The organism is Micromonospora sp. NBC_01796 (assembly GCF_035917455.1).
Classification (GTDB): domain Bacteria; phylum Actinomycetota; class Actinomycetes; order Mycobacteriales; family Micromonosporaceae; genus Micromonospora_G.
In genome coordinates, this window is the sequence record NZ_CP109078.1 from 7,165,002 (window position 1) to 7,185,100 (window position 20,099).

Here is a 20,099-nt window from a genome sequence, read left to right on the forward strand (position 1 = left end):
GATGACCGATCAGCAGTACGCCGACGGCAACATGCTCGCCGGTCCGATGCGTGAACTCTTCGCCGTGGACCTCACCGCGGCCACCGGCCGCTGTGCGAACTGCGGACTGACCGGTCCCCTCGCCGAGATGCGGGTGTACCGGCACGCGCCGGGCCTGGTGGCCCGCTGTCCGGGCTGCGAGGAGGTCGTCATGCGGCTGGTGCGCACCCCGACCAGCGCCTGGCTGGATCTGCGCGGAGCGGTCTTCGTGCAGGTCCCGATGCCACCGGAGTCGCCGGCCACCTGGTGACCATGCCAGTGGCGCCGTTCTCCCGCACCGCCGTCACGCCGTCGCGGTTGCCGGCTCGGCGGTGACCGAGTCGTAGTAGGCGAGCACGCCGTGTGCGCCGGCCAGCGCGGTGGCCGCCGCCGGTGTGGTCGGTACGCCGACCCGCGCGACCGTACGCAGGTGGACGTCGACCGTCTCGGCCAGGTGCCGCCAGCGCAGCGGACGCCCGGTCCCGGGGTCGACGACCGAGCCGGAGTCACGGTCCCGGAGGGTTCTCGCCAGTGCGTCCCGCAGGGCCGGCACCGCCCGGTCGAGCGTTTCGCCCTGGCCGTCGGCGGCGGTCAGTTCGCCGCCGTGATCGAGCACCTGCTCGATCACGGTGACCAGATCCGCGTGGTGACCGGCGACCCAACGTCGGGTCCGGTAGATCAGCCCGAGGTCGGGCCAGCGCTTGCGCGCGGCCTGCCGGCTGTTGCCGGTGACCGAGCCGAGGTCGGCCAGGCTCGCGCCGAGCCACACCGCGTCCGCCGCGTCCTCGGCGGCGCACTCGTCGATCAACTCGTTGACCAGGGCATCGGTGAGCTGCCCGGCACCGACCCGACGCAGGTACGTGGTCCGGTGGAGCTGTTCGTCGTCGACGTCACCCGGTTTCGGCCCGGATTCCGGCCCACCGGCTGTCGGGTGGTCGGCGACCCGATCGGTGATCCGGCGTACCAGCTCCCGGGCCGGGCCCCGCAGCTCGTCGTACTCGGACGCCGCGAGCCGGTCGAGCGGTCGAGTCTCTCGGGTCATGGGATGTCCCTCCACGTTCGGGTGTCCGGTGTTGCCGCCACGACCGTAGCACTGTGAACCACAGGTTTACACCTGACGGGCAGGTCCGGTCCCGGTCGTCCCGTCGCCGGCAACACGAACGCAAAATGCACGTCATATGGCGTGGGCCTCGTCCGAGATCTTCAGGGATTGACACCCGTCATCGAAGACGTGAGAATTCCTATGCGCTTCACCAATCCACCGATGGCGCGAAATGGCGGGGGAACTTGTCGTGACGCTGCCGGTGTGGTGCTACCCGACCGGGCTGGGCTGCCAGAAGGGCGATACGTCTGTGCCTGAAGGTTTCTTGTGCTTACCGTATCCGGCGCTGCTTCCGAGTAGCCGGTCCGAGATACGGGCCGCGGTGGCCGACCACGCGCTGGCCGACGCATTGTCCCGCGTATTCGCAGTCGATTCCGCGCCCGATCCGGGTGACCCGTGGAACGGCGTGGAGGACTTTCCCCAGGATAGCGACCCGTCGGCCGACCCCAATTCCGAGTACGCCGAGCACGACCGCTATTTCCAGGTACGTCGGGTACGCAGGCAACCCGCGGAAGCGTTTCTCCGTGGCCTTGTCCGTACCTATTCGCTGGTGCGACAGAACGCCTGTGAGATGGGTGTGTCGAATCTCGACGGCGCCCAGTGGCGGAACCTCTTCGCCGGCCTGCAGAGCATCCTGCGGTACGCCCGCGTGCCCCTGTCCGACGGTGTGCCGCCGATGCCGACCCGACTGGTCGACGAATCCCCGCCCCACCAGCGCTGGCTGGTCGGACACCAGCTGTTCTTCGCCGTGGTGCAGGGCGTGATCGTCGGACTCAACTGTTTCGTGGGCGCCGCCGAACGGGGCGACGAGACCGAGGCCCGAGCGGCGGTCGGGGTGGCCAGCGACTTCATGCGCAGTTCGGCCGCGGCGATCAGGTTCACCGCGGACTTCGGGCCGGTCGACTACGACAAGCTGGTCCGCCCGGCGATGGCGCCGCCCGCCGTACGGGCCGGATTCAGCGGTTTGCAGACCCGGGACCACGCCTTCCTGACCGGCCTCTTCACCGAACTGCGGGCCCTTCTCGCCCGGCTCGGACCGGGGCGCACCGGCGAGGACTTCGAGGAGTTCGTGGACGCGACGATAGACGCGTACGACGCACACCGGTTCATCTGCGCCCGGTTCGGCGGGGACGTGCTGCCCAGCCTGCGGATGGCGGCCAACTCGCAGGGCCGTACCACCCAGTCCGGCACCGACGCGCTGCGGCAGATCATGCGGGCACGGCTCTTCACCCTCACCGGGGTCGACGGCCGGAGCGCGACGGCATGACCGGACGTACCCGGGTGGGCATCGTCGGCGCGGGTCCGGCCGGCATGCTGGTGGCGGTCCTGCTGCAACGGGCCGGGATCGACTGTGTGGTGGTCGAGCGGCGCGACCGGGCCTACGTCGAACAACGTGCCCGCGGTGCCACGGTCGAACACCGGGTGGTGGAGCTGCTGCGCAGCCACGACCTCGCCGCGGGCCTCCTGGCCGCCGGTGCGGTCGAGGACCGGATCGAGTTCCGGATGGGCGGCCAGCGGTACCCGCTGGCCTACGACCCCGTCGCGGGTGGCCGGACGCACTACATCTACCCGCAGCAGTTCCTGGTCCGGGACCTGATCGACGCCTTCCTCGCCGCCGGTGGCGACCTGCGGTTCGAGACCTCCGCGGTGGCCATCGCCGACCTCGGCGGCGACCGGCCCCGGATCCTGCTCGAGCCGGACACCGGCACCGGCCCGACCGAGTTGCGCTGCGAGGTCGTGGTCGGGGCCGACGGCGAGTACGGCGTCGCCCGCCGAGCCGTTCCCCGGTCCGCGCTGAACGCGTACGAGTACCAGTACGACTACGCCTGGCTGGCCGTACTCGCCGAGGCCGCCCCGTCCAACGACTGTGTGATCAACGCGATCCACGAGTCGGGCTCCTGCGTACACGTGCGGCGAACACCGACGGTGAGCCGGTTCTACCTGCAGTGTCCCCGGGAGGACAGCCGGGCGGACTGGCCGGACGAGCGGATCTGGAAGGAGATCCGGATCCGGTTGACCCTGGACGGCCCGTGGACCCTGAACGAGGGCCCGATCCTGTCCACCAGCAGCGTACGGATGCGCAGCCTGGTCTGCGCACCACTGCGGTACGGCCCGCTCTTCCTGGCCGGCGACGCCGCCCACATCGTCCCGCCGGTCGGTGGCAAGGGCTTCAACATCGCGCTCGCCGACGCGGAGGAACTCGCCCTCGCCCTGGTGGAGCGGTTCACCGGTGGCACTCCTGCCCGGCTGGACGCCTACTCGGACACCAGGCTGGCCCGGATCTGGCGGGCCCAGGAGTTCGTCGGCTGGATGATGGACCTGGTCAACACGCCCGGTCTGGGCACGCGGGAGGCGCCGTTCCTGCACCGGGTGCAACGGGCCCGGTTGGAACGGATCTTCGCCTCCCCGTCGTACGCCGCCGCCTTTCTCGAGGACTACATCGGGTGGGAGTGATCCTCGACCGTCTCGCCGGTCGGCCGGCTGTGCAGGATGTTCGTCGCCCGCCACTCGTCGCCGGTGGCGATCGTCAGCTCGTCCCCGGTGACCACCGCGACCGGGCTGGCCAGCGGGCTGTAGGACTCCGTCGTCCACACCGGCACCCCGGCGTAGAGCAGTTCCTGGGTCCAGATCACCCCGGTCAGCCGCCCCGGCACCGCGGCCCGCAGCCGTACCTGCGGGGGGAAACCGGTGAAGGCTGGTGCGGAGTAGTCGAACGTGGCGAAGTCGTGTGCCTCGGTGAGCAGCCGCACGTCGGTACGCGGGAACCGGATGGCGCCCATGGTGGTGGGGGAGCGCCAGGTGTGCGCCACCGCGTCGACGGGCCGCATCCGACGCATCGCCAGCCCCTCCCGTACCGCGTCGGTCACCGGCTGGAAGTCCAGGCCGTACGCGCCGCGCAGCACCGCGGCGGTCTCCTCCAGGTCGGTGAGTTCGGTGTGCAGGTCCCAGTCCCGCCGGTCACATCCGGTCGCCCGGTAGCGGACCGCGCCCGGCACGACCGTGGCACCGTCGGCGCAGAGCCGGTCCCGCAGCTCGAACACCAGTCGTGACCGACCCTCGTCGATCAGCGGATTGTTCGTGTGGATGAACGCCAGCAGCAGGTCGAACCCTTTCGGCGGGTCGAACGAGGACAACTCCAGGTCCGCCAGGTCGGCCTCGACGAACGAAAGCCGGTCACCCAGTCCGTTGTGCTCCGCTATTGCCCGGGCCAGGTCCACGTGGTGTCGGTCGACGCCGACGGCAGTGGCGGCACCGGCCGCCAACGCGATGAAGGAGAGGAGTCCGCTGCCGGTCCCGGCGTCGAGGACGCGCATTCCGGGGCGGACCGCGTCGGTGACCGCGCGCTGTACGTTCTGGCCCCGGTCGAGGCTCAACAACAGGCGTAGGTGCAGGTCCGGTGTAAAGGGGATGTCGACCGGTTCGGGCACGCCGAGTCTCCATTTCGGTGAGGGTGCGGTCATTCCGGCTGGGAAGGGGGAAAATCGCCGGGGTAATGGCTGAGAAATTAGCAATCATGGATACCCGTGTCAACCATCGAAAGCGCCGCCGGACAGTCCGGTCAGGTGCTGATTCCGGCTATCGGAAATACGTTTGACCAGCCAGTGGGGAGAAATTCGGATGCGCGTTCTGTTCACCGTTTCGCCGGGGCTCGGCCACCTGTTCCCGACCATCTCGCTGGCCTGGGCGCTGCGTGCGGCCGGCCACGAGGTGCTGGTCGCCACCGCGGCCGAGGGGGTGGGTGCCGCGATCCGGGCCGGTCTGGCGGCGGTGGCCACCGCGCCGGACACGGCGATCGACGGGATCTTCGCCGGGACGGTGGGCGAACCGGCCGGGCGGGTACGCCGGATGCGGGAACGGGGCCGGCAGATCGCCCGCGCGGGTGGGCGTACCCACGATCTGCTGTTGCGGACCTTCGGGCAGGTGTCGGCGGTGATGGCCGACCGGACCGTACAACTGGCCCGGTGGTGGCGTCCGGACCTGGTGGTGCACTCCCGACTCCAGGGGACGGGCCTGCTGGTGGCGCGGATGCTCGACGTACCGGCGGTGGAGCACGGGTTCAACCTGCTGCGCGAGGACGACTTCGCCGCCCGCTTCCTGCCGTACCTGGCGGAGAGTTTCGAGCGCCACGGGGTGCCGCTCGAACTGCCCCGCCGCGCGGTGATCCACGTCGCCCCGCCGGAGCTGATGTCCGGCAGCGGCACCGGCTGGTCCATGCGGTACGTGCCGTACAACGCCGGTGGCCTGTTGCCGGACTGGCTGTGGGAGCCGCCGACCCGGCCCCGGGTGCTGGTCACCCTCGGCACGGTGGTGCCCCGGCTGGCCGGGGTCGGCGGGCTGGCCGGGCTGCTGGCGTCGGCCGCACGGGTGGACGCCGAGTTCGTCCTGGCGCTGGGCGAGGACGCCGACCTGGCCACGCTGGGCCGGTTGCCGGGCAACGTACGTCCGGTGGGTTGGACCCCGCTGCACCCGATGCTGGCCAGTTGCGCCGCGGTGGTGCACCACGGCGGATCGGGCACCACCATGACCGCGCTCAGTGCCGGCGTCCCCCAACTGGTCCTGCCCCACGGTGCCGACCAGTTCGTCAACGCCGACCTGGTGGCCCGGCACGGCGTCGGTCGGCAGGTGGAGCCCGAGGAGGTCGACTCCGAGGTGCTGACCGCGGTGCTGCGCGACCGGTCGGTACGCGGGGCGGCCGAGGCGACTGCGCGGCGGATGAGCGAGCTTCCGGCCCCGGTCGACCTGGTCGACCGGCTGGTGGGCCTGGCGGGTTGAGACGAGACCTTACCGCCGCCGGCCGGGGACGGGTACGCGGCTCGGGCGAGTGTGTCGTGCGGAACTTTCGGGCATCAGACCCGCTTCCAGCAGCGTTTCAGGTTGTAGCTTAGCTAGCCCAAGGATAGGTGCTCGGACTTTAGAAGCTACTAGCTGGTAAAAAGCAGATCAACCGTGGGGACAACCACCATGCCCGTACCCCTCGCAGAGTTCGGCCCGGCGCCCGCGCGGCACCCCGTCGATGTCGCGCCCCCACCGACCGCCGTCGGCCCCGCCATCGAGGTACGGCATCCCGTCCCCGTCCCGGCCCGGCGGCAGCGCGCCCTCCCGTACGCGCTCGGGGCGCTCCGGGAACTGCTCCTGGTCGCCGCGCTCTGGGCCGCGTACAGCCTGGGCCGGCTCATCGCCGACGGTCACGTACCCGCGGCGATGGCCAACGCCCACCGGGTCTGGGACCTCGAGCGGGCCCTGGGCCTGCCCGACGAGGGGAGCCTGCAACACCTGCTCGCGCAGAGCGAGACACTCCTGCGCACCGCGAACAGCTACTACGCGTACGTGCACTTCCCGGCGACCGTCGCCTTCCTGGTCTGGCTGTACCTGCGCCGGCCCGGTTACTACCGCCGGGCCCGGAACACCCTCGCCACCCTGACCGGCGTGGCCCTGGTGGTCCACCTGATCTTCCCGCTCGCCCCGCCCCGCATGCTCGCCGAAACCGGCATGATCGACACCGCCGCCCGGTACGGGCCGTCGGTCTACGGCTCACCGACGGCCGACGACCTCACCAACCAGTACGCCGCCATGCCCTCGCTGCACGTCGGCTGGGCGCTGCTGGTCGCCGCCGGACTCATCGCCGTGACCCGGAGCCGGTGGCGCTGGCTGTGGCTGATCCACCCGGCCATCACCCTGGTCGTGGTGGTCGCCACCGCCAACCACTACTGGCTCGACGGCATCGTCGCCGCCACCATCCTCGCGCTCATCCCGCTCCTGCTCCCCGCACTGCGCCCCACCCCGGCGATCGCCGGGCACCGCGCCGGTGGCCGCGCCGTCCGGGAGCACACCGGCAACCTCGTCCGGCAGCGTGGTGCGACGGGGCACCGCCTCGTCTGGCACCGGGGCGCAACGGGTCGCGGCACCGTACGGCACCGTGCCGCCCGGACCGCGAAGGCGGTGGTCCGGCATCGCGGCCGACCCGGACGGAACCGGACCCTGCGCCGGATCGGTGTCGCGGTCGCCGGCGGGGCGGTCATCCTGGCCGGACTCGCCATGCTGGTGCTGCCCGGACCCGGTTGGCTGACCATCTTCGCCGGCCTGTCCCTGCTCGGTCGGGAGTTCCCCTGGGCGAAACGACTGGCCGACCGGCCCCGGCGCGGGCTCGTCCGGGTGCGCGACCGGGTACGCGGATCGCGCGTCTGGCAGCGGGTACGGGCGCGGTGAGTCCCGCCCGCCCCGCCGGAGCCCGCCCGGCGTCCCAGGAAAACTCGTGAAGACGAAGGAAGCGCAGACCGTGAACAGCATCAGCAGTCGCATCCTCACCGTTTCGCTGACCCTGGCCGGCGTGAAGCGGTGGCAGTTCGCGCCCAAGCGATTCATCGGTGCCTCGGCCCCGCCGAGAGACCCGAACGGACACCGTCCACCGATCCTGCGGCACGTCACGGTGGAGCGGCAGGACTTCGAGAACTGGCCGACGTACGTGGTCACGCCGGTCTCCGGTGGCGACGCCGGGCAGATCCTCTACCTGCACGGCGGCGCGTACGCGACCGAGATCGGCGCCGGGCACTGGAACCTCGTCGCCCGGCTCGCCGAGCGGACCAACCGCACCGTCACCGTGCCGATCTACCCACTGACCCCCGAGTACGGTCACCGGGACGTGTTCCCGACCCTCCAACGCCTCTACCGGCGGGTCGCGGCGCTCGGGGCGGCGGACCGGCTCGCGGTGGTCGGCGACTCGGCCGGCGCCGGCATGGCGCTCGCGCTGGTGCAGTCGCTGCCGGTGGGCGAAGCCCGACCCGGCGACCTGGTCCTGCTCTCGCCCTGGCTCGACGCGACCATGACCAACCCGGACATCCCCGCGATCGCGCCCCGCGACCCGCTCCTGAAACCCGCCCACCTCAGGTCCCTGGGGCACCTGTACGCCCTGCCGGACCTGCCCTCGGTGGCCGAGGTCAGCCCGATCAACGGTCCGCTGCGCGACCTCGGCCGGGTGACCCTGTTCACCGGCACCAGGGACGTGCTCAACCCGGACGCCCGGCGGCTGCGGCAACTCGCCGCCGACCAGGGCACCGACATCGTCCTGCGCGAGTACCCGGGCATGCTGCACGACTGGGTGCTCACCCCGATACCCGAGGCCAGGCGGGTCATCGCGGAGATCGCCGAGGTGCTGGGGCAGCCCCAGCCCGCCGGGACCCCGGCCATTCCGGCGGCCCCGGTCGAACTCCGGTCCTGATCCCGTACGGGCGGCCGTGGGTCCTACTCGCGGCTGCCCTCCCGGTCCCGGCGTACGGTCGCCTTGCGGCCCTTGATGGTGGTACCGCGCAGCCGGGTGATCACCTCGTCGGCTGCCGCCTGCGGCACCTCGACCAGCGAGAACCGGTCGGCGATCTCGATCGAGCCGATCTCCCGCCCGCTCACCCGGGTCTCGCCGGTGATCGCACCGACCAGGTCCTGCGGCCGGATGCCGGACCGCCGCCCCACCCCGATGAACAGGCAGGTCATGTTGCCCTGGCGGGGTCGCGCGGCACGCTGGCCGTCCCGCCCGCGACTGTCCCGCGACGTCCGGCCGTCCCGTTCGCCCCGGAGCGTGACCTGCGGGATCTCCTCGTCGTCGACCGGCACTCCGGACGCCTCGTGGGCCAGCTTCACCGCCGCCAGCGCCACCTCCATCACGTCGAACTCGTCGGTCAGCGTCTCCACGATCACCCGGAACTGCTCCAGGTCGTCCTCCAGCAGACTCTCCTGCAGGGCCGCCCGGGTCAGCTCCAACCGTCGGGTACGCATGTCCGCGACCGTCGGTACCCGGTCGATCGAGATCCGCTGGCCGGTGACCCGCTCGATGGTCTTGAGCATCCGGTGCTCACGCGGCTCCGCGAGGGTGATCGCCACACCTTGCCGGCCGGCCCGACCGACCCGCCCGATCCGGTGCACGTACGACTCCGGCGCAGACGGGACGTCGTAGTTGAACACGTGCGTGAGCTGCTCGATGTCCAGCCCACGGGCGGCCACGTCGGTGGCGACCAGAAGATCCGCGGTCCCGGTACGCAGCCGCCCCATCACCCGGTCGCGCTGCTCCTGGCTCATCCCGCCGTGCAGCGCCTCGGCGCGGTAACCCCGCCCGTTCATCGTCTCGGTGAGCCGGTCCACCTCTTCCCGGCTGCGGCAGAAGACGATCGCGGCGGTGGGCGACTCGGCGTCCAGCACCCGTCCCAGCGCCGCCGGCTTGTGCGCCCGCGCCACCACGTACGCGGTCTGCCGGACCAGCGGCGCGGTGCCGGTCGGCGTCGACGCCCGGCCGATCTCGATCCGTACCGGGGTCCGCAGGTGCTGGCGGGCCATGCCGTCGATCCGGGCCGGCATGGTGGCCGAGAACAGCACCGTCTGCCGTTGCTCCGGAGTCTGCGCCAGGATCGCCTCGATGTCCTCGGCGAAGCCCATGTCGAGCATCTCGTCCGCCTCGTCCAGCACCACCGTGGCGAGCTCTCCGAGCCGCAGCGTGCCCCGGGCGATGTGGTCCAGCGCCCGGCCCGGAGTGGCGACGACCACGTCCACCCCGCCGTCGAGGACCCGAAGCTGCCGGCCGATCGGCTGGCCACCGTAGATGGGCAGCACCCGGACGCCGAGTTCCCGGCCGTAGCGGTGCACCGCCTCGGAGACCTGCACGGCCAGTTCGCGGGTCGGCACCAGGACCAGCGCCACCGGGTCACCGGAGCGGCGGTCCGCCGGCATCCGGTGCAGCAGCGGGAGCGCGAAGGCGGCCGTCTTCCCGGTACCGGTGGCCGCCTGGCCGAGCAGGTCCTGCCCGGCCAGCAGCGGCGGGATCGTCTCCCGCTGGATCGCGGTCGGTTCCTCGTAGCCGAGGGCGCTCAGCGCGCCCAGCAGCTCGGCCCGCAACCCGAGGTCGGCGAAGGTGCCGGACCCGTCGTCGTCGCCAACGCCATCGACGGGGGTTGCTGGATCGGGCTGTACGGTCTCGGAACTCATACCCCCAAGCTTTTCATTACCCCTGTTGGCGTGTTTCGACTACCGGTGTACCTGGCCGGCAGGGGCCTGTGCTTACCGGCCGGGACTGAGCCCCGCGACTCAGGCGGCGGGGGCCGGACCCGGTGAGAATGACCGGCATGAGACCTGTCCCGCGGCGCCCCACCACCGACGTCACGATGGTGAGGCGCCGGACGGCCGGTGTCAGCTTCCGGGCTGGGGGAAGGCGACCGGGCTGCGGTGTCCGGCCCGGTCCACCGCCCGGATGCCGAAGAAGACGTTGTCCTTGGACAGGTCGACGGTCACCGTGGTGACGTCGCCGACCTCGATCGCGTGCGTCCACTCCGGCTCGGTCGTCTCCCGCCAGAGCACCTCGTAACCGGCCAGGTCCGGCTCCGTACCGCGCTCCCAGCGCAGTTCGGTGTCGTTGGTCAGGTTGGTGGTCACGATCGTCGCCCGCTTCGGCGTACCGGGGGCCTGGGCCAGTGACCACAGCACCGCGCCGTTCACCCGGGCCACCCGGGTGATGTAACCGAAGTCGCAGAACTCCGGCAGGTCACCGAACTGCTTGCCGTCCACCACCCGTACGTCCTGGTGCTGGTGGGCGAAGTCCTCGTTCGGCTCGGTGAACCGGCCCGCCGGCCAGCCCTCCCGCAGGAACGCGATGTGGTCGCTGCCGCGCAGGTAGCGGTCCCGCCGGTAGATCACCCGTACGTTCATCCCGGTGGCGCTGTTGTCCGCCACGTCGCTGACGAACCGGGCGAGCTGCCGCGACGGCGAGTCGTTCTCCCCGCCGACCGACTGCCGGGTGCTCGCCTGCCCCGGGGTTTCCGAGGTCGGCACCCCCTCCGCGAACAGGCGTACCGACTTCGGGTCGCGGGTGCCGTCGTCGGCCCGGCTGCTGCCGACGATGTCGTTGCTGAACATGCCCTGGATGTCGGTGGCGGCGGCCTTGTACTGCTGGGCGAGGTAGGTCGACCCGTACAGGTTCTGCTCCTCGCCGGCGACGGCGGCGAAGACGACGGTCGCCTCCAGCGGCCGGGTGGACATCACCCGGGCCAGTTCCATCAGTACCGCCACCCCGGAGGCGTCGTCGTCCGCGCCCGGGGCGTCACTGGTGAAGTCCATGACGTCGGTGCACCGGGAGTCGTAGTGACCCGTGATCACGTACACCCGGTCCGGGGAGGTGGTGCCGCGCAGGGTCGCGACCACGTTGGTGATCCGGGTCGGCACCGGGATCCGGGACGCCGGCTGCTGGATGTACGACTGCAACTCGACCGTCAGCCGGCCCCCGGAGCCCGCCACGTAGCTCTGCAACTGCTGGTGGATCCAGTCCCGGGCGGCACCGATCCCACGCTGCGGATCATCCTGGCTCGACAGGGTGTGCCGGGTGCCGAACGCGGCCAGCCGACGCACGATCGCCTCGATCCGCCGCTGGTCGACCTCCTCCAGCAGCCGCCGCAACTCCCGGTCGGGGGACTGCGGCCGGACCGGTCGGCCGGGGCCGTCCTCCCCGCCGTGACCGCCAGCGGCGGCGGGGTCGGCGACCAGTGGCACCGTCACCGCCGCGGCGGCGGTGACGGTGGCGGCGGAGAGGAAGGTACGGCGGGTCGGCTTCGTGGGCTGTGGGCCGTGTGACTCGTCAGATGCCATGAGATCATCGTCATCAATCGACGTGATGGGTGTCAATGCCCGTGATCGTCCCGGACCGGCCGTCCGAACCGGCCCACGGGCCGAGGTTTGTCCCGCTTGTGCCAGGGAACGGCAGCGGCATGACCACACCGCGTGTCGTGATCGTCGGGGCCGGTTTCGCCGGGTACCACGCGGCGAAACGGCTGTCCCGGCTCGCCCGGGGACGGGCCGACATCACCCTGATCAACTCGACCGACTACTTCCTCTACCTGCCCCTGCTGCCGGAGGTCGCGGCCGGTGTGCTGGAGCCGACCCGGATCACCGTCCCGCTGACCGGCACGCTGCCGGGCGTACGGGTGATCGTCGGCGAGGTGGACCGGGTGGACCTGCGCGGCCGGCGGGTGGGTTTCACCCCGCCCGAGGGGGACCACCAGGAGCTGGGCTACGACCGTCTGGTGCTGTCCGTCGGAAGCGTCAACAAGCTGCTGCCCATACCCGGCGTGACCGAGCACGCGCACGGCTTCCGGGGCATGCCCGAGGCGGTCTTCCTGCACGACCACGTGGTCCGCCAGATCGAGCTGGCGGATGCCACGGACGACGCACGGGAGCGGGTCGCGCGCAGTACGTTCGTGGTCGTCGGTGCCGGCTACACCGGGACCGAGGTGGCCGCGCACGGGCAGCTCTTCACCGACCGGCTGACCGCCCAGCGTCCCGGATTCGACGTCCGGCCCCGGTGGATGCTGCTCGACGTCGCCGACCGGGTGCTGCCCGAACTGGCCGAGCGGATGTCGGTGACCGCGCAGCGGGTCCTCGACAACCGTGGGATAGACGTACGGATGGGCACCTCGGTCAAGGAGGCGACCGCGGACGGGGTACGGCTCAGCGACGGCGAGTACGTACCGACCCGGTCGCTGATCTGGTGCGTCGGCGTACGCCCGGATCCGCTCGTCGCCGACCTGGGGCTCTCCACCGAGCGGGGCCGGCTGACCGTGGACGAGTTCCTCGGCGTACCCGGCTTCCCCGAGGTGTACGCCTGCGGCGACGCCGCCGCGGTGCCCGACCTGACCCGCCCCGGCCAGGTCACCCCGATGACCGCCCAGCATGCCGAGCGGCAGGGCAAGCTCGTGGCGCACAACATCGCGGCCTCGTACGGGCGTGGTCGACGGCGCGCGTACAAGCACCATGACCTCGGCTTCGTGGTGGACCTCGGCGGTAAGGACGCCGCTGCGAACCCGTTGCAGGTGCCGCTGTCCGGGCTGGTGGCGAAGGCGGTCACCCGTGGCTACCACCTGCTGGCCCTGCCGAGCAACCGGGCACGGGTGGGGGTGGACTGGCTGCTCGACGCGATCCTGTCCCGGCCATCGGTGCAACTCGGCCTGGTCGCCCCGAACGCCGTACCGCTGGAGAGTTCCTCACCGGAGATGCCCACCCGGGTCGGTTCCCGCTGACCGCTCAGGTCACGGCACGGTTGCCGGTCGCGTCGGTGGCGGGGCGGGTGCCGGCGACGAACCGGTCCAGCGACGCGCCGTGCAGGACACCGCCCGGCACCCGGTCCCGCGCCGCCAGGCTCACCAGCCGGGCCACCGGCAGCCGGTCCGGCTCGCGGGCGGCGGCCAGCACCACGTTGCCGTAGCGGCGTCCGCGCAGCATCGCCCGGCTGGCGATGACGGCGACGTCGGCGAAGGCGACCCGCAGGGTGGACGCCTGGACCCGGGAGAACGCCAGCAGCGGCAGGTCGGTCAGGTTCACCAGGTAGATGCCGTCCGGGCGGAGCACCCGCGCGGCCTGTGCCGCGAACTCGGCGCTCGCCACGTGTTCGGGCATCTGCGCCGCCTGGTAGACGTCGGCGAGGACGAGGTCGAACCGGCCGTCGTCCTCGGCCTCCAGGGCGGCACGTGCGTCGGCAACCCGTACCCGTAGGTCACCGGCGGGCAGCGGCAGCTCGCGCCGGACCAGGTCGACCAGGGCGGCGTCGCGTTCCACCACCACCTGGACCGAGTCCGGGCGGGTCGCCGCGACGTAACGCGGCAGAGTGAGGCCACCGCCACCGAGGTGGAGCACCCGCAGGGCGGCACCCCTGGCCGCTGCCGCGTCCACCACCGAGGCCATCCGCCGGACGTAGTCGAAGTGCAGGTACGTCGGATCGACCAGGTCGACGTACGACTGGGGTACGCCGTCGACGAGCAGAATCCGCCCGTTCGGGCGCACCCGGTCGATCAGGAGTTCCGTCGTCGCGGTCCGGGCCCCGGCGGCCGGTGTCCGCGGTTCGGTCGTCACGGCGCCACGCTAACCGCCGCCGGTCCACCCCTCGACGGCGATGTCGACCTTTCCCCCGGACGATGGGTTATCGGCAGGTTTCGAAATAGTTAGGAATCCATGACGGTCACCCCTTGATATCGATACGCATCGCATGGTTGGTTAGTCGGACCAACAGACGAATCAGGGGTCGCGATGTCCACTGCACCGCGCTTCGGTCAGGTCCGACCGGCGTACGCGCCCAGCGACCAGCTCTCGCTACGCCGCGCCAACCTGTCCCGGACGCTCGGTCATCTCCGGATCCACGGCCCCCGCTCGCGCGCCGCCATCGCGGCCGGCACCGGTCTGCACAAGGCGACCGTGTCCAGCCTGGTCGACGAGCTGCTGGCCCGCCGGCTGGTACGGGAAACCGGGCTGGAGTACTCCGGCGCCGCCGGTCGACCCGGTCGGGCGGTCGCCCTCGACGGGGCCGGCGTCGGTGCCCTCGGAGTCGCGATCAACGTCGACTACCTCGGCGTACACGGCACCGACCTGGCCGGTCGGCCGCTGGTCGAGCGCCGGATCCCGTTCGACGCCACCCGGGGCGGACCGGACCGGTGCGTGGCCGCACTCACCGAGGTCACCCGGGACGCGCTGCGCGACCTCGAACACCTCGGTGCCACACCGGTCGGCGTCACCGTGGCGGTACCGGGGCTGGTCGACGTCGGCCGGGGCACGGTCGTCCTCGCGCCCAACCTCGACTGGCACGACCTACCGCTGGCGGCGCGGCTGACCGCGGCCCTCCCGACCGGCCTGCGGGTGGTGGTCGACAACGACGCCAACCTCGCCGCGCTGGCCGAACACACCTACGGAGTGGCCGCCGGCAGCCGTGACCTGGTCTACCTGACCGGCGAGGTCGGCGTGGGCGGTGGCGTGATCTCCGACGGCCGGCTGCTGCGCGGCAACGACGGCTTTTCGGGGGAGGTGGGTCACCTGCCCGTGGATCCCGGCGGGCGTCGCTGTGGCTGCGGCCGGACCGGCTGTTGGGAGACCAAGGTCGGACTCGCCGAACTCGTCCGTGCGATCACCCCGGACCGGGCGTACGGGCTGGACCCGGGACCGCTGCGGGTGCCCGAGGAGCGGGTCGCCGAACTGCACCGGCGACTCGTCGCCGACGACCCGGTGGCGCTGTCCGCGGTGGCCGAGGTCGGCCGCTGGCTCGGGCTCGGCGGCGCGATCCTGGTCAACCTGGTCAACCCGCGGGTGCTCGTGCTCGGCGGATACTTCGCCACGCTGGCCGACTGGCTGATCCCCGCCGCCCGCGCCGAACTCGACCGACTCGCCGTCGCCGGCCCGGCCGCGCACTGCCGGTTCGTCGCCTCCGACCTCGGCTTCACCGCCGCCGCGAGAGGCGCGGCCGGTGTGGTCGTCGACCGGGTGATTGCCGACCCGACCTCGGTGGGTAATCCCCGAAGCGGCGTGCCCCGTGGCACACCGGCCCGTACCCCCTAGTCCTTTCCCGACCCTCCACCGAGCCACCCGACCACCAACGCCGGCGGCCCATCGGCAGCCGACCGGCCCGACCCCACCACCCACGACCGGCAGACAGCGCGGCGGCGCGCGCCCGGCCCGGTCGTTTCCCCCACCCGGCTACCAACGTCCCGATCAGAAAGGCCGACCATGAAACTCCCGATCCGTCGCGCGCTGGCGGTCGCCGCATCCGGCGTGCTGCTCGCCGGCACGGCCGTCGCCGCCACCGCCGGCCCGGCCCAGGCCGCCGACCCGGCGTACCAGGTCCTCGTCTTCTCCAAGACGGCCGGGTTCCGCCACGACGCCATCCCCGTCGGTATCCAGGCCATCCGTGACCTCGGTGCGGCGAACAACTTCACCGTCACCGCCACCGAGGACGCCGCCCAGTTCACCACGTCGAGCCTGGCCCGGTTCCGTACCGTGGTCTTCCTCAACACCACCGGGGACGTACTCAACGCCACCCAGCAGACCGCCTTCGAGTCGTACGTCAACGGCGGCGGTGGCTTCGTCGGTGTGCACTCGGCCGCCGACACCGAGTACGACTGGCCGTACTACGGCCAACTCGTCGGCGCCTGGTTCGCCTCCCACCCGGCGATCCAGCAGGCGAACGTGAACGTGGAGGACCGCACCCACGCCGCCACCGCCCACCTGCCGCAGACCTGGACCCGCACCGACGAGTGGTACAACTACCGCACCAACCCCCGCGCCCAGGTGCGGGTGCTGGCCAGCCTGACGGAGTCCAGCTACTCCGGCGGGTCGATGGGCGACCACCCGATCGCCTGGTGCCACCCGCAGTCGAGCGGACGGGCGTTCTACACCGGCTTCGGGCACACCCAGGCCTCGTACGCCGACAGCGCGTTCCGCGCGCACCTGCTCGGCGGCATCCGGTACGCGGCGGGCTGGGCCCCGGCCGCCTGTACGCCCGGCGGTGGCGGTGGCGGCGGTTCGGTCACCGTGGAGGCCGAGGCGTTCAGCTCGCAGTCCGGTGTCCAGGTGGTCGGCAAGGGCGGGGCCAGTGGCGGCGCGACCGTCGGCTACATCGAGAACGGCGACTGGACCGGGTACGCGTCGGTGAGCACCGCCGGACGTACCGGTTTCTCGGCCCGGATCTCCTCGGCCGGCGCCGGTGGCACGCTCCAGGTCCGTTCCGGTTCGTCCACCGGCACCCTGCTCGGCTCGGTGGCGGTGCCGAACACCGGTGGTTGGGAGACCTTCCGTACGGTCACCACCACCCTGACCGCGACGGCCAGCGGCCCGCTGTTCCTGCGTTTCACCGGCGGTTCCGGTTCCCTGTTCGACGTCGACTCGGTGACCCTCACCGGCGGTAGCTGATCGACCCGGTACCGGTCGGCGGGCTCCCGCCGACCGGTACCGACCGAATCGGAGACGAGCCCGGCCAGGGTCTGCGTCGGGATCAACTCAGCCCGGCGCCGGCCTCGTCGATGGCGTCGTCCACCTGCCGGGCGAGGTCGATGTCGAGCGCGGTCACCGCGTCGACCCGCGCGGTACGGACCACGATGACCGCCGTGGACGGGCTCTCCCGGCCGATCCGCGGCCCCCGGCCGTTCTCCGGGCGCAGGGCGGCCAGCCGCCCCAGTACCCGATCGAGGTTCTCCGGCGGCAGCTCGATGGTCCGGGTCAGCGACCGCCGGTCACCCGACCAGTACGGCAGGGCGGCGAGGGCGGCGCGTAGCTCGTCGTCGGTGAGCGGGGCGGTCTGGCCGTGCGGGCTGACCACACCACCACCGGCCGGTGGCGGGCCGAGCAGGTCCCGCAGGTCGATCGGCAGGTCCAGGGACTCGACCAGCTCCCGGTCCCGGTCGGCCAACGCGCTCAACGTCGCCTGGGCCTGGTAGCGAGCCTGTTCCGGGGTCCGCTGGCTGAGCCGGGCCACCTCGGCCAGGAAGCCGCCCAGGTCGTGCCGGCGTGCGGCGGTGCCCGACAGTCCGTTGTGCAACTCGTTCGGCACCGCGGCCAGCAGCCGTTCCCGGTCCGCGTCACCCAGGGCCTCGGCCAACGCCAGCACGGTCGCCTCCGCGGCGCTGCGGGCCTGGTCGAAGTCGACCCCCGCCCGACGGCCGACGTCGGTCACCAGGTCCCGGTACTGGATCACCGTGACCTCGGCGCCGCCGGTGGGGCTGTCCGGGTCCGGCAGCGGCCACGCAGGTGGGGCGGTCGACGGCACCGAGGCGGGTTCGAGACCGGCCCGGTCCGCGGCCGGCTTACGGGAGCCGGCCTCCGGCGGACCGTCGCGGCGGGCCTGGTCCAGGCTCTCGAGCTGCTTCGACGAGCCGAGCGTGAATCCCGCGCCGCTCGGCCGCTGCCCGCGCTGACGTGCCTGTCGAGCGAGCGCGCGGCGCCGTTGGTTGTCGCCCTCCATCTGCTTTCCGCTCATGTCCTGCGCCTTCCCGCCGTACGGACGGCCGAAACGGCGGGGCGTGGCGGGCCGGGCGGTGGTCGGGTTCGGGTCATGCCGGCGGGGTGAGGGGACATCACCCGGCACGGGCCCATGATCGAGCTGGACCGGCAGACTTCCGAATGCTCGCGGAAGGAAGGTCGTCATGAAGCGGATCATCGAGATCGTCCCCGCTCGTCCGGGATGGTATTCGCGCTGGCGTCTCGCACCGGATGCCACCCGTTCCTATCCCGTCACGGTCTGGGCACTGGTGGAGGATGCGGACGGAGCGAGCCGAGAGGTGATCGGTGTCGACTCGGTGGGCCAGTGGCCGGGTGCGGACGACAACGAGCCCGGTGCCGACTTCGTCCGTTACCTCTTCCAACCACCGGACACCGGCCATCCCGACGACGCCGACCAGGCCCGTGTCACCTCCGGCAGCGGGGTCCCCACCACGCTCCTCCAACCCGCTCCCTCCACCACCTGACCCCGTCCCGCTCCATCTGTTCGCGTACCGGGGCGGACACGGGTCAGCCACCCGTGTCCGCCCTGCCGGCGCCGGGGTGGCGGGCGTGGCAGCGGGGCTGGATCAGGGGATCCGGAGGGGTTCGGGGCCGGTCGGCGGCGGGAAGGCCAGGTCCAGCTCGAGCAGGTCGTCGTCGGTGAGGAGCAGGTCCGCGGCGGCCCGGTTCTCGCGTACGTGATCCGGGGTGCTCGCCCTCGGGATCGTGCACAGCATGTCCTGGCGCAACAGCCAGGCCAGTCCCACCTGTGCAGCGGTGGCGCCGTGGCGCGCGGCCACCAGCGCCAGCGCCGGATGGTCGAGCATCCCGTCCGGCCCGAACGGTGCGTACGCCATCACCGGCACACCCGCCTCCCGGCAGAGGGGAAGCAGGTCCGCCTCGATCCCGCGCCGGCCCAGGTTGTACGGCACCTGGTTGGTCTCGATCGCCGTCCCACCGGCGATCGAGGTCAGTTCGACCAGATCCGGCAGGTCGAAGTTGCTGACCCCCCAGTGTCGGATCAGCCCCTGGGTCATCAGCGAGGTGAAGGCCTGGACCGTCTCGTCCAGGGGCCCCGAGTCCCGCCAGTGCAGCAGGTACAGGTCGATCCGGTCGGTACCGAGCCGGTTGAGGCTCTGCTCGCAGGCGGCGAGGGTGTCGTTGCGGTCGTCGGACGCAGCCACCTTGCTGATCAGGAAGACGCTGTCGCGCCGGTCCGCGATGGCCTCGGCGACCAGTTCCTCGGTGCCGCCGTCGCGGTAGGTGTCGGCGGTGTCGATCACGGTCAGGCCGAGGTCGATGCCGACCCGGAGCGCCTCGATCTCCTCGTCGCGCCGGCTCGGGTCGCCGGCCAGTCCCCGGGTGCCCTGCCCGAGTGCCGAGATCACCTCGCCGGACGGAAGGGTGAGTGTCGGGATTCCCATGTCGGGCACTGTGTTCCTCCTCCCGGTCGGAGCCGGATCCGCCATCCTGGGCGCGTTCCCGCGCACCGGGGGCTAAAACCGGTACGGGGGACACGGGCATTCACGTGCTCGGCGCGTACGCTGTGGGCAAGGCATTCGTCCGGCGCTTCACTGGCGACCCGTGCGCACCTGTCAGGTCCCCTCCCCGCCAACCCGAGGCAGGTACGCATGCACGCGGACACGTCGGTTCCGGTTCGGATCCTCGTCGTCGACGACGATCCCGGTGATGTTCTGATGATCGAGGAAGCGCTCGGCGACTCCGATGTGCACAAGGCGATCGACGTGGTCAGCGACGGCCAGGAGGCGATGGAGTTCCTGCGCCGGCAGGGGCGGCATCTCACGGCGGTGCGTCCGGACGTGATCCTGTTGGACCTGAACATGCCCCGGATGGACGGCCGCCAGGTGCTCAGCGCGGTCAAGGGTGACGAGGACCTGCGGACGATCCCGGTGGTGGTGTTGACCACCTCGAACGCGGACACCGACATCATCGGCAGCTACACGTTGCAGGCCAACGCGTACGTCGCCAAGCCGATCGACCTGGACGAGTTCAACGACGCGGTGCGCCGGATCGACCAGTTCTTCGGCCGGGTCGCGGTCCTGCCCCGCCGGCACTGACCCGCCGCCCGCGCCCCGGTCGGCCCCGGTGCGGCATTGTGCCAGTTCATCGCGGTCTCTGAGTCGGTGACGGCATCTTGCCGGCGGCGCCGGTCGAATGATGAATAATTTTGCGATTTTGCCCCGACGGTCCGCGCCGCTGG

The 20,099-nt window shown here is 71.7% G+C and carries 18 protein-coding genes; 11 read left to right on the top strand and 7 right to left on the bottom strand.

Annotation, left to right across the window (positions count from 1 at the left end; all coding sequences use genetic code 11):
• Position 1 precedes the first annotated feature (1 nt).
• Positions 2–289 (top strand): DUF6510 family protein, encoded by a 288-nt coding sequence (locus OIE47_RS31850; RefSeq protein ID WP_326558232.1) that lies wholly within the window; start codon positions 2–4, stop codon positions 287–289.
• A gap of 33 nt (positions 290–322) precedes the next feature.
• Here OIE47_RS31850 and OIE47_RS31855 read toward each other — a convergent pair whose 3' ends face one another.
• Positions 323–1,060: a hypothetical protein gene (locus tag OIE47_RS31855; RefSeq protein WP_326558233.1), complete on the bottom strand. Its 738-nt coding sequence runs from the start codon at positions 1,058–1,060 to the stop codon at positions 323–325.
• 610 nt (positions 1,061–1,670) lie between these two features.
• On the opposite strand from OIE47_RS31855, the gene OIE47_RS31860 reads away from it, so the two are divergent.
• Both OIE47_RS31860 and OIE47_RS31865 read left to right on the top strand, forming a co-directional pair.
• A complete protein-coding gene (locus OIE47_RS31860; protein ID WP_326558234.1) occupies positions 1,671–2,387 on the top strand; it encodes a hypothetical protein in 717 nt (238 codons plus the stop codon).
• On the top strand, positions 2,384–3,574 hold the full coding sequence (locus tag OIE47_RS31865) for a 4-hydroxybenzoate 3-monooxygenase (protein WP_326558235.1): 1,191 nt from the start codon (positions 2,384–2,386) through the stop codon (positions 3,572–3,574). Before OIE47_RS31860 ends, OIE47_RS31865 begins: the two co-directional genes overlap by 4 nt.
• On the opposite strand, the gene OIE47_RS31870 is transcribed toward OIE47_RS31865, so the two are convergent.
• Positions 3,556–4,548: a methyltransferase domain-containing protein gene (locus OIE47_RS31870; protein ID WP_326558236.1), complete on the bottom strand. Its 993-nt coding sequence runs from the start codon at positions 4,546–4,548 to the stop codon at positions 3,556–3,558. The genes OIE47_RS31865 and OIE47_RS31870 overlap by 19 nt on opposite strands.
• Before the next feature lie 190 nt (positions 4,549–4,738).
• Here OIE47_RS31870 and OIE47_RS31875 point away from each other — a divergent pair, with 190 nt between their 5' ends.
• The 3 genes from OIE47_RS31875 (at position 4,739) to OIE47_RS31885 (ending at position 8,336) form a co-directional block, all read left to right on the top strand.
• On the top strand, positions 4,739–5,893 hold the full coding sequence (locus tag OIE47_RS31875) for a nucleotide disphospho-sugar-binding domain-containing protein (protein ID WP_326558237.1): 1,155 nt from the start codon (positions 4,739–4,741) through the stop codon (positions 5,891–5,893).
• A 189-nt stretch (positions 5,894–6,082) separates the two neighbouring features.
• The gene (locus tag OIE47_RS31880) at positions 6,083–7,327 is read left to right on the top strand and encodes a phosphatase PAP2 family protein (RefSeq protein WP_326558238.1); all 1,245 of its coding nucleotides are present in this window, start codon (positions 6,083–6,085) and stop codon (positions 7,325–7,327) included.
• A 46-nt stretch (positions 7,328–7,373) separates the two neighbouring features.
• Positions 7,374–8,336 carry an alpha/beta hydrolase gene (locus OIE47_RS31885; RefSeq protein ID WP_326558239.1) on the top strand — a complete coding sequence of 321 codons (963 nt, stop codon included), beginning with the start codon at positions 7,374–7,376 and terminating at the stop codon, positions 8,334–8,336.
• A 23-nt stretch (positions 8,337–8,359) separates the two neighbouring features.
• Here the strand turns inward: OIE47_RS31885 and OIE47_RS31890 are convergent, their stop codons facing one another.
• Both OIE47_RS31890 and OIE47_RS31895 read right to left on the bottom strand, forming a co-directional pair.
• Entirely contained in the window at positions 8,360–10,087 is a 1,728-nt protein-coding gene (locus OIE47_RS31890) for a DEAD/DEAH box helicase (protein ID WP_326558240.1), read from the bottom strand.
• Positions 10,088–10,288: 201 nt separating this feature from the next.
• Positions 10,289–11,737 carry a M20/M25/M40 family metallo-hydrolase gene (locus OIE47_RS31895; protein ID WP_326558241.1) on the bottom strand — a complete coding sequence of 483 codons (1,449 nt, stop codon included), beginning with the start codon at positions 11,735–11,737 and terminating at the stop codon, positions 10,289–10,291.
• 119 nt (positions 11,738–11,856) lie between these two features.
• Between OIE47_RS31895 and OIE47_RS31900 the strand changes: the two genes are divergently transcribed.
• Positions 11,857–13,164, top strand: coding sequence for an NAD(P)/FAD-dependent oxidoreductase (locus OIE47_RS31900; protein ID WP_326558242.1), 1,308 nt, complete (start codon positions 11,857–11,859; stop codon positions 13,162–13,164).
• Positions 13,165–13,168: 4 nt separating this feature from the next.
• Here OIE47_RS31900 and OIE47_RS31905 read toward each other — a convergent pair whose 3' ends face one another.
• On the bottom strand, positions 13,169–13,993 hold the full coding sequence (locus OIE47_RS31905) for a spermidine synthase (protein WP_326558243.1): 825 nt from the start codon (positions 13,991–13,993) through the stop codon (positions 13,169–13,171).
• A 174-nt stretch (positions 13,994–14,167) separates the two neighbouring features.
• On the opposite strand from OIE47_RS31905, the gene OIE47_RS31910 reads away from it, so the two are divergent.
• The gene (locus tag OIE47_RS31910; protein WP_326558244.1) at positions 14,168–15,463 is read left to right on the top strand and encodes an ROK family transcriptional regulator; all 1,296 of its coding nucleotides are present in this window, start codon (positions 14,168–14,170) and stop codon (positions 15,461–15,463) included.
• Between the two features lie 168 nt (positions 15,464–15,631).
• Positions 15,632–16,813, top strand: coding sequence for a ThuA domain-containing protein (locus OIE47_RS31915; RefSeq protein ID WP_326558245.1), 1,182 nt, complete (start codon positions 15,632–15,634; stop codon positions 16,811–16,813).
• An 82-nt stretch (positions 16,814–16,895) separates the two neighbouring features.
• On the opposite strand, the gene OIE47_RS31920 is transcribed toward OIE47_RS31915, so the two are convergent.
• Positions 16,896–17,876 (bottom strand): DUF2267 domain-containing protein, encoded by a 981-nt coding sequence (locus OIE47_RS31920; protein ID WP_326558246.1) that lies wholly within the window; start codon positions 17,874–17,876, stop codon positions 16,896–16,898.
• 166 nt (positions 17,877–18,042) lie between these two features.
• On the opposite strand from OIE47_RS31920, the gene OIE47_RS31925 reads away from it, so the two are divergent.
• On the top strand, positions 18,043–18,363 hold the full coding sequence (locus tag OIE47_RS31925) for a hypothetical protein (protein WP_326558247.1): 321 nt from the start codon (positions 18,043–18,045) through the stop codon (positions 18,361–18,363).
• 102 nt (positions 18,364–18,465) lie between these two features.
• On the opposite strand, the gene OIE47_RS31930 is transcribed toward OIE47_RS31925, so the two are convergent.
• The gene (locus OIE47_RS31930) at positions 18,466–19,302 is read right to left on the bottom strand and encodes an aldo/keto reductase (protein ID WP_326558248.1); all 837 of its coding nucleotides are present in this window, start codon (positions 19,300–19,302) and stop codon (positions 18,466–18,468) included.
• Between the two features lie 207 nt (positions 19,303–19,509).
• Between OIE47_RS31930 and OIE47_RS31935 the strand changes: the two genes are divergently transcribed.
• Entirely contained in the window at positions 19,510–19,956 is a 447-nt protein-coding gene (locus tag OIE47_RS31935; RefSeq protein WP_326558249.1) for a response regulator, read from the top strand.
• Positions 19,957–20,099: the final 143 nt, after the last annotated feature.

What these genes read in the sequence shown, in the direction of transcription:
- OIE47_RS31850 (WP_326558232.1), top strand. Translation starts at nt 2, where the DNA reads ATGACCGATCAGCAGTACGCCGACGGCAACATGCTCGCCGGTCCGATG.
- OIE47_RS31855 (WP_326558233.1), bottom strand. Translation starts at nt 1,060, where the DNA reads ATGACCCGAGAGACTCGACCGCTCGACCGGCTCGCGGCGTCCGAGTAC.
- OIE47_RS31865 (WP_326558235.1), top strand. Translation starts at nt 2,384, where the DNA reads ATGACCGGACGTACCCGGGTGGGCATCGTCGGCGCGGGTCCGGCCGGC.
- OIE47_RS31875 (WP_326558237.1), top strand. Translation starts at nt 4,739, where the DNA reads ATGCGCGTTCTGTTCACCGTTTCGCCGGGGCTCGGCCACCTGTTCCCG.
- OIE47_RS31880 (WP_326558238.1), top strand. Translation starts at nt 6,083, where the DNA reads ATGCCCGTACCCCTCGCAGAGTTCGGCCCGGCGCCCGCGCGGCACCCC.
- OIE47_RS31890 (WP_326558240.1), bottom strand. Translation starts at nt 10,087, where the DNA reads ATGAGTTCCGAGACCGTACAGCCCGATCCAGCAACCCCCGTCGATGGC.
- OIE47_RS31895 (WP_326558241.1), bottom strand. Translation starts at nt 11,737, where the DNA reads ATGGCATCTGACGAGTCACACGGCCCACAGCCCACGAAGCCGACCCGC.
- OIE47_RS31900 (WP_326558242.1), top strand. Translation starts at nt 11,857, where the DNA reads ATGACCACACCGCGTGTCGTGATCGTCGGGGCCGGTTTCGCCGGGTAC.
- OIE47_RS31910 (WP_326558244.1), top strand. Translation starts at nt 14,168, where the DNA reads ATGTCCACTGCACCGCGCTTCGGTCAGGTCCGACCGGCGTACGCGCCC.
- OIE47_RS31915 (WP_326558245.1), top strand. Translation starts at nt 15,632, where the DNA reads ATGAAACTCCCGATCCGTCGCGCGCTGGCGGTCGCCGCATCCGGCGTG.
- OIE47_RS31920 (WP_326558246.1), bottom strand. Translation starts at nt 17,876, where the DNA reads ATGAGCGGAAAGCAGATGGAGGGCGACAACCAACGGCGCCGCGCGCTC.
- OIE47_RS31925 (WP_326558247.1), top strand. Translation starts at nt 18,043, where the DNA reads ATGAAGCGGATCATCGAGATCGTCCCCGCTCGTCCGGGATGGTATTCG.
- OIE47_RS31930 (WP_326558248.1), bottom strand. Translation starts at nt 19,302, where the DNA reads ATGGGAATCCCGACACTCACCCTTCCGTCCGGCGAGGTGATCTCGGCA.
- OIE47_RS31935 (WP_326558249.1), top strand. Translation starts at nt 19,510, where the DNA reads ATGCACGCGGACACGTCGGTTCCGGTTCGGATCCTCGTCGTCGACGAC.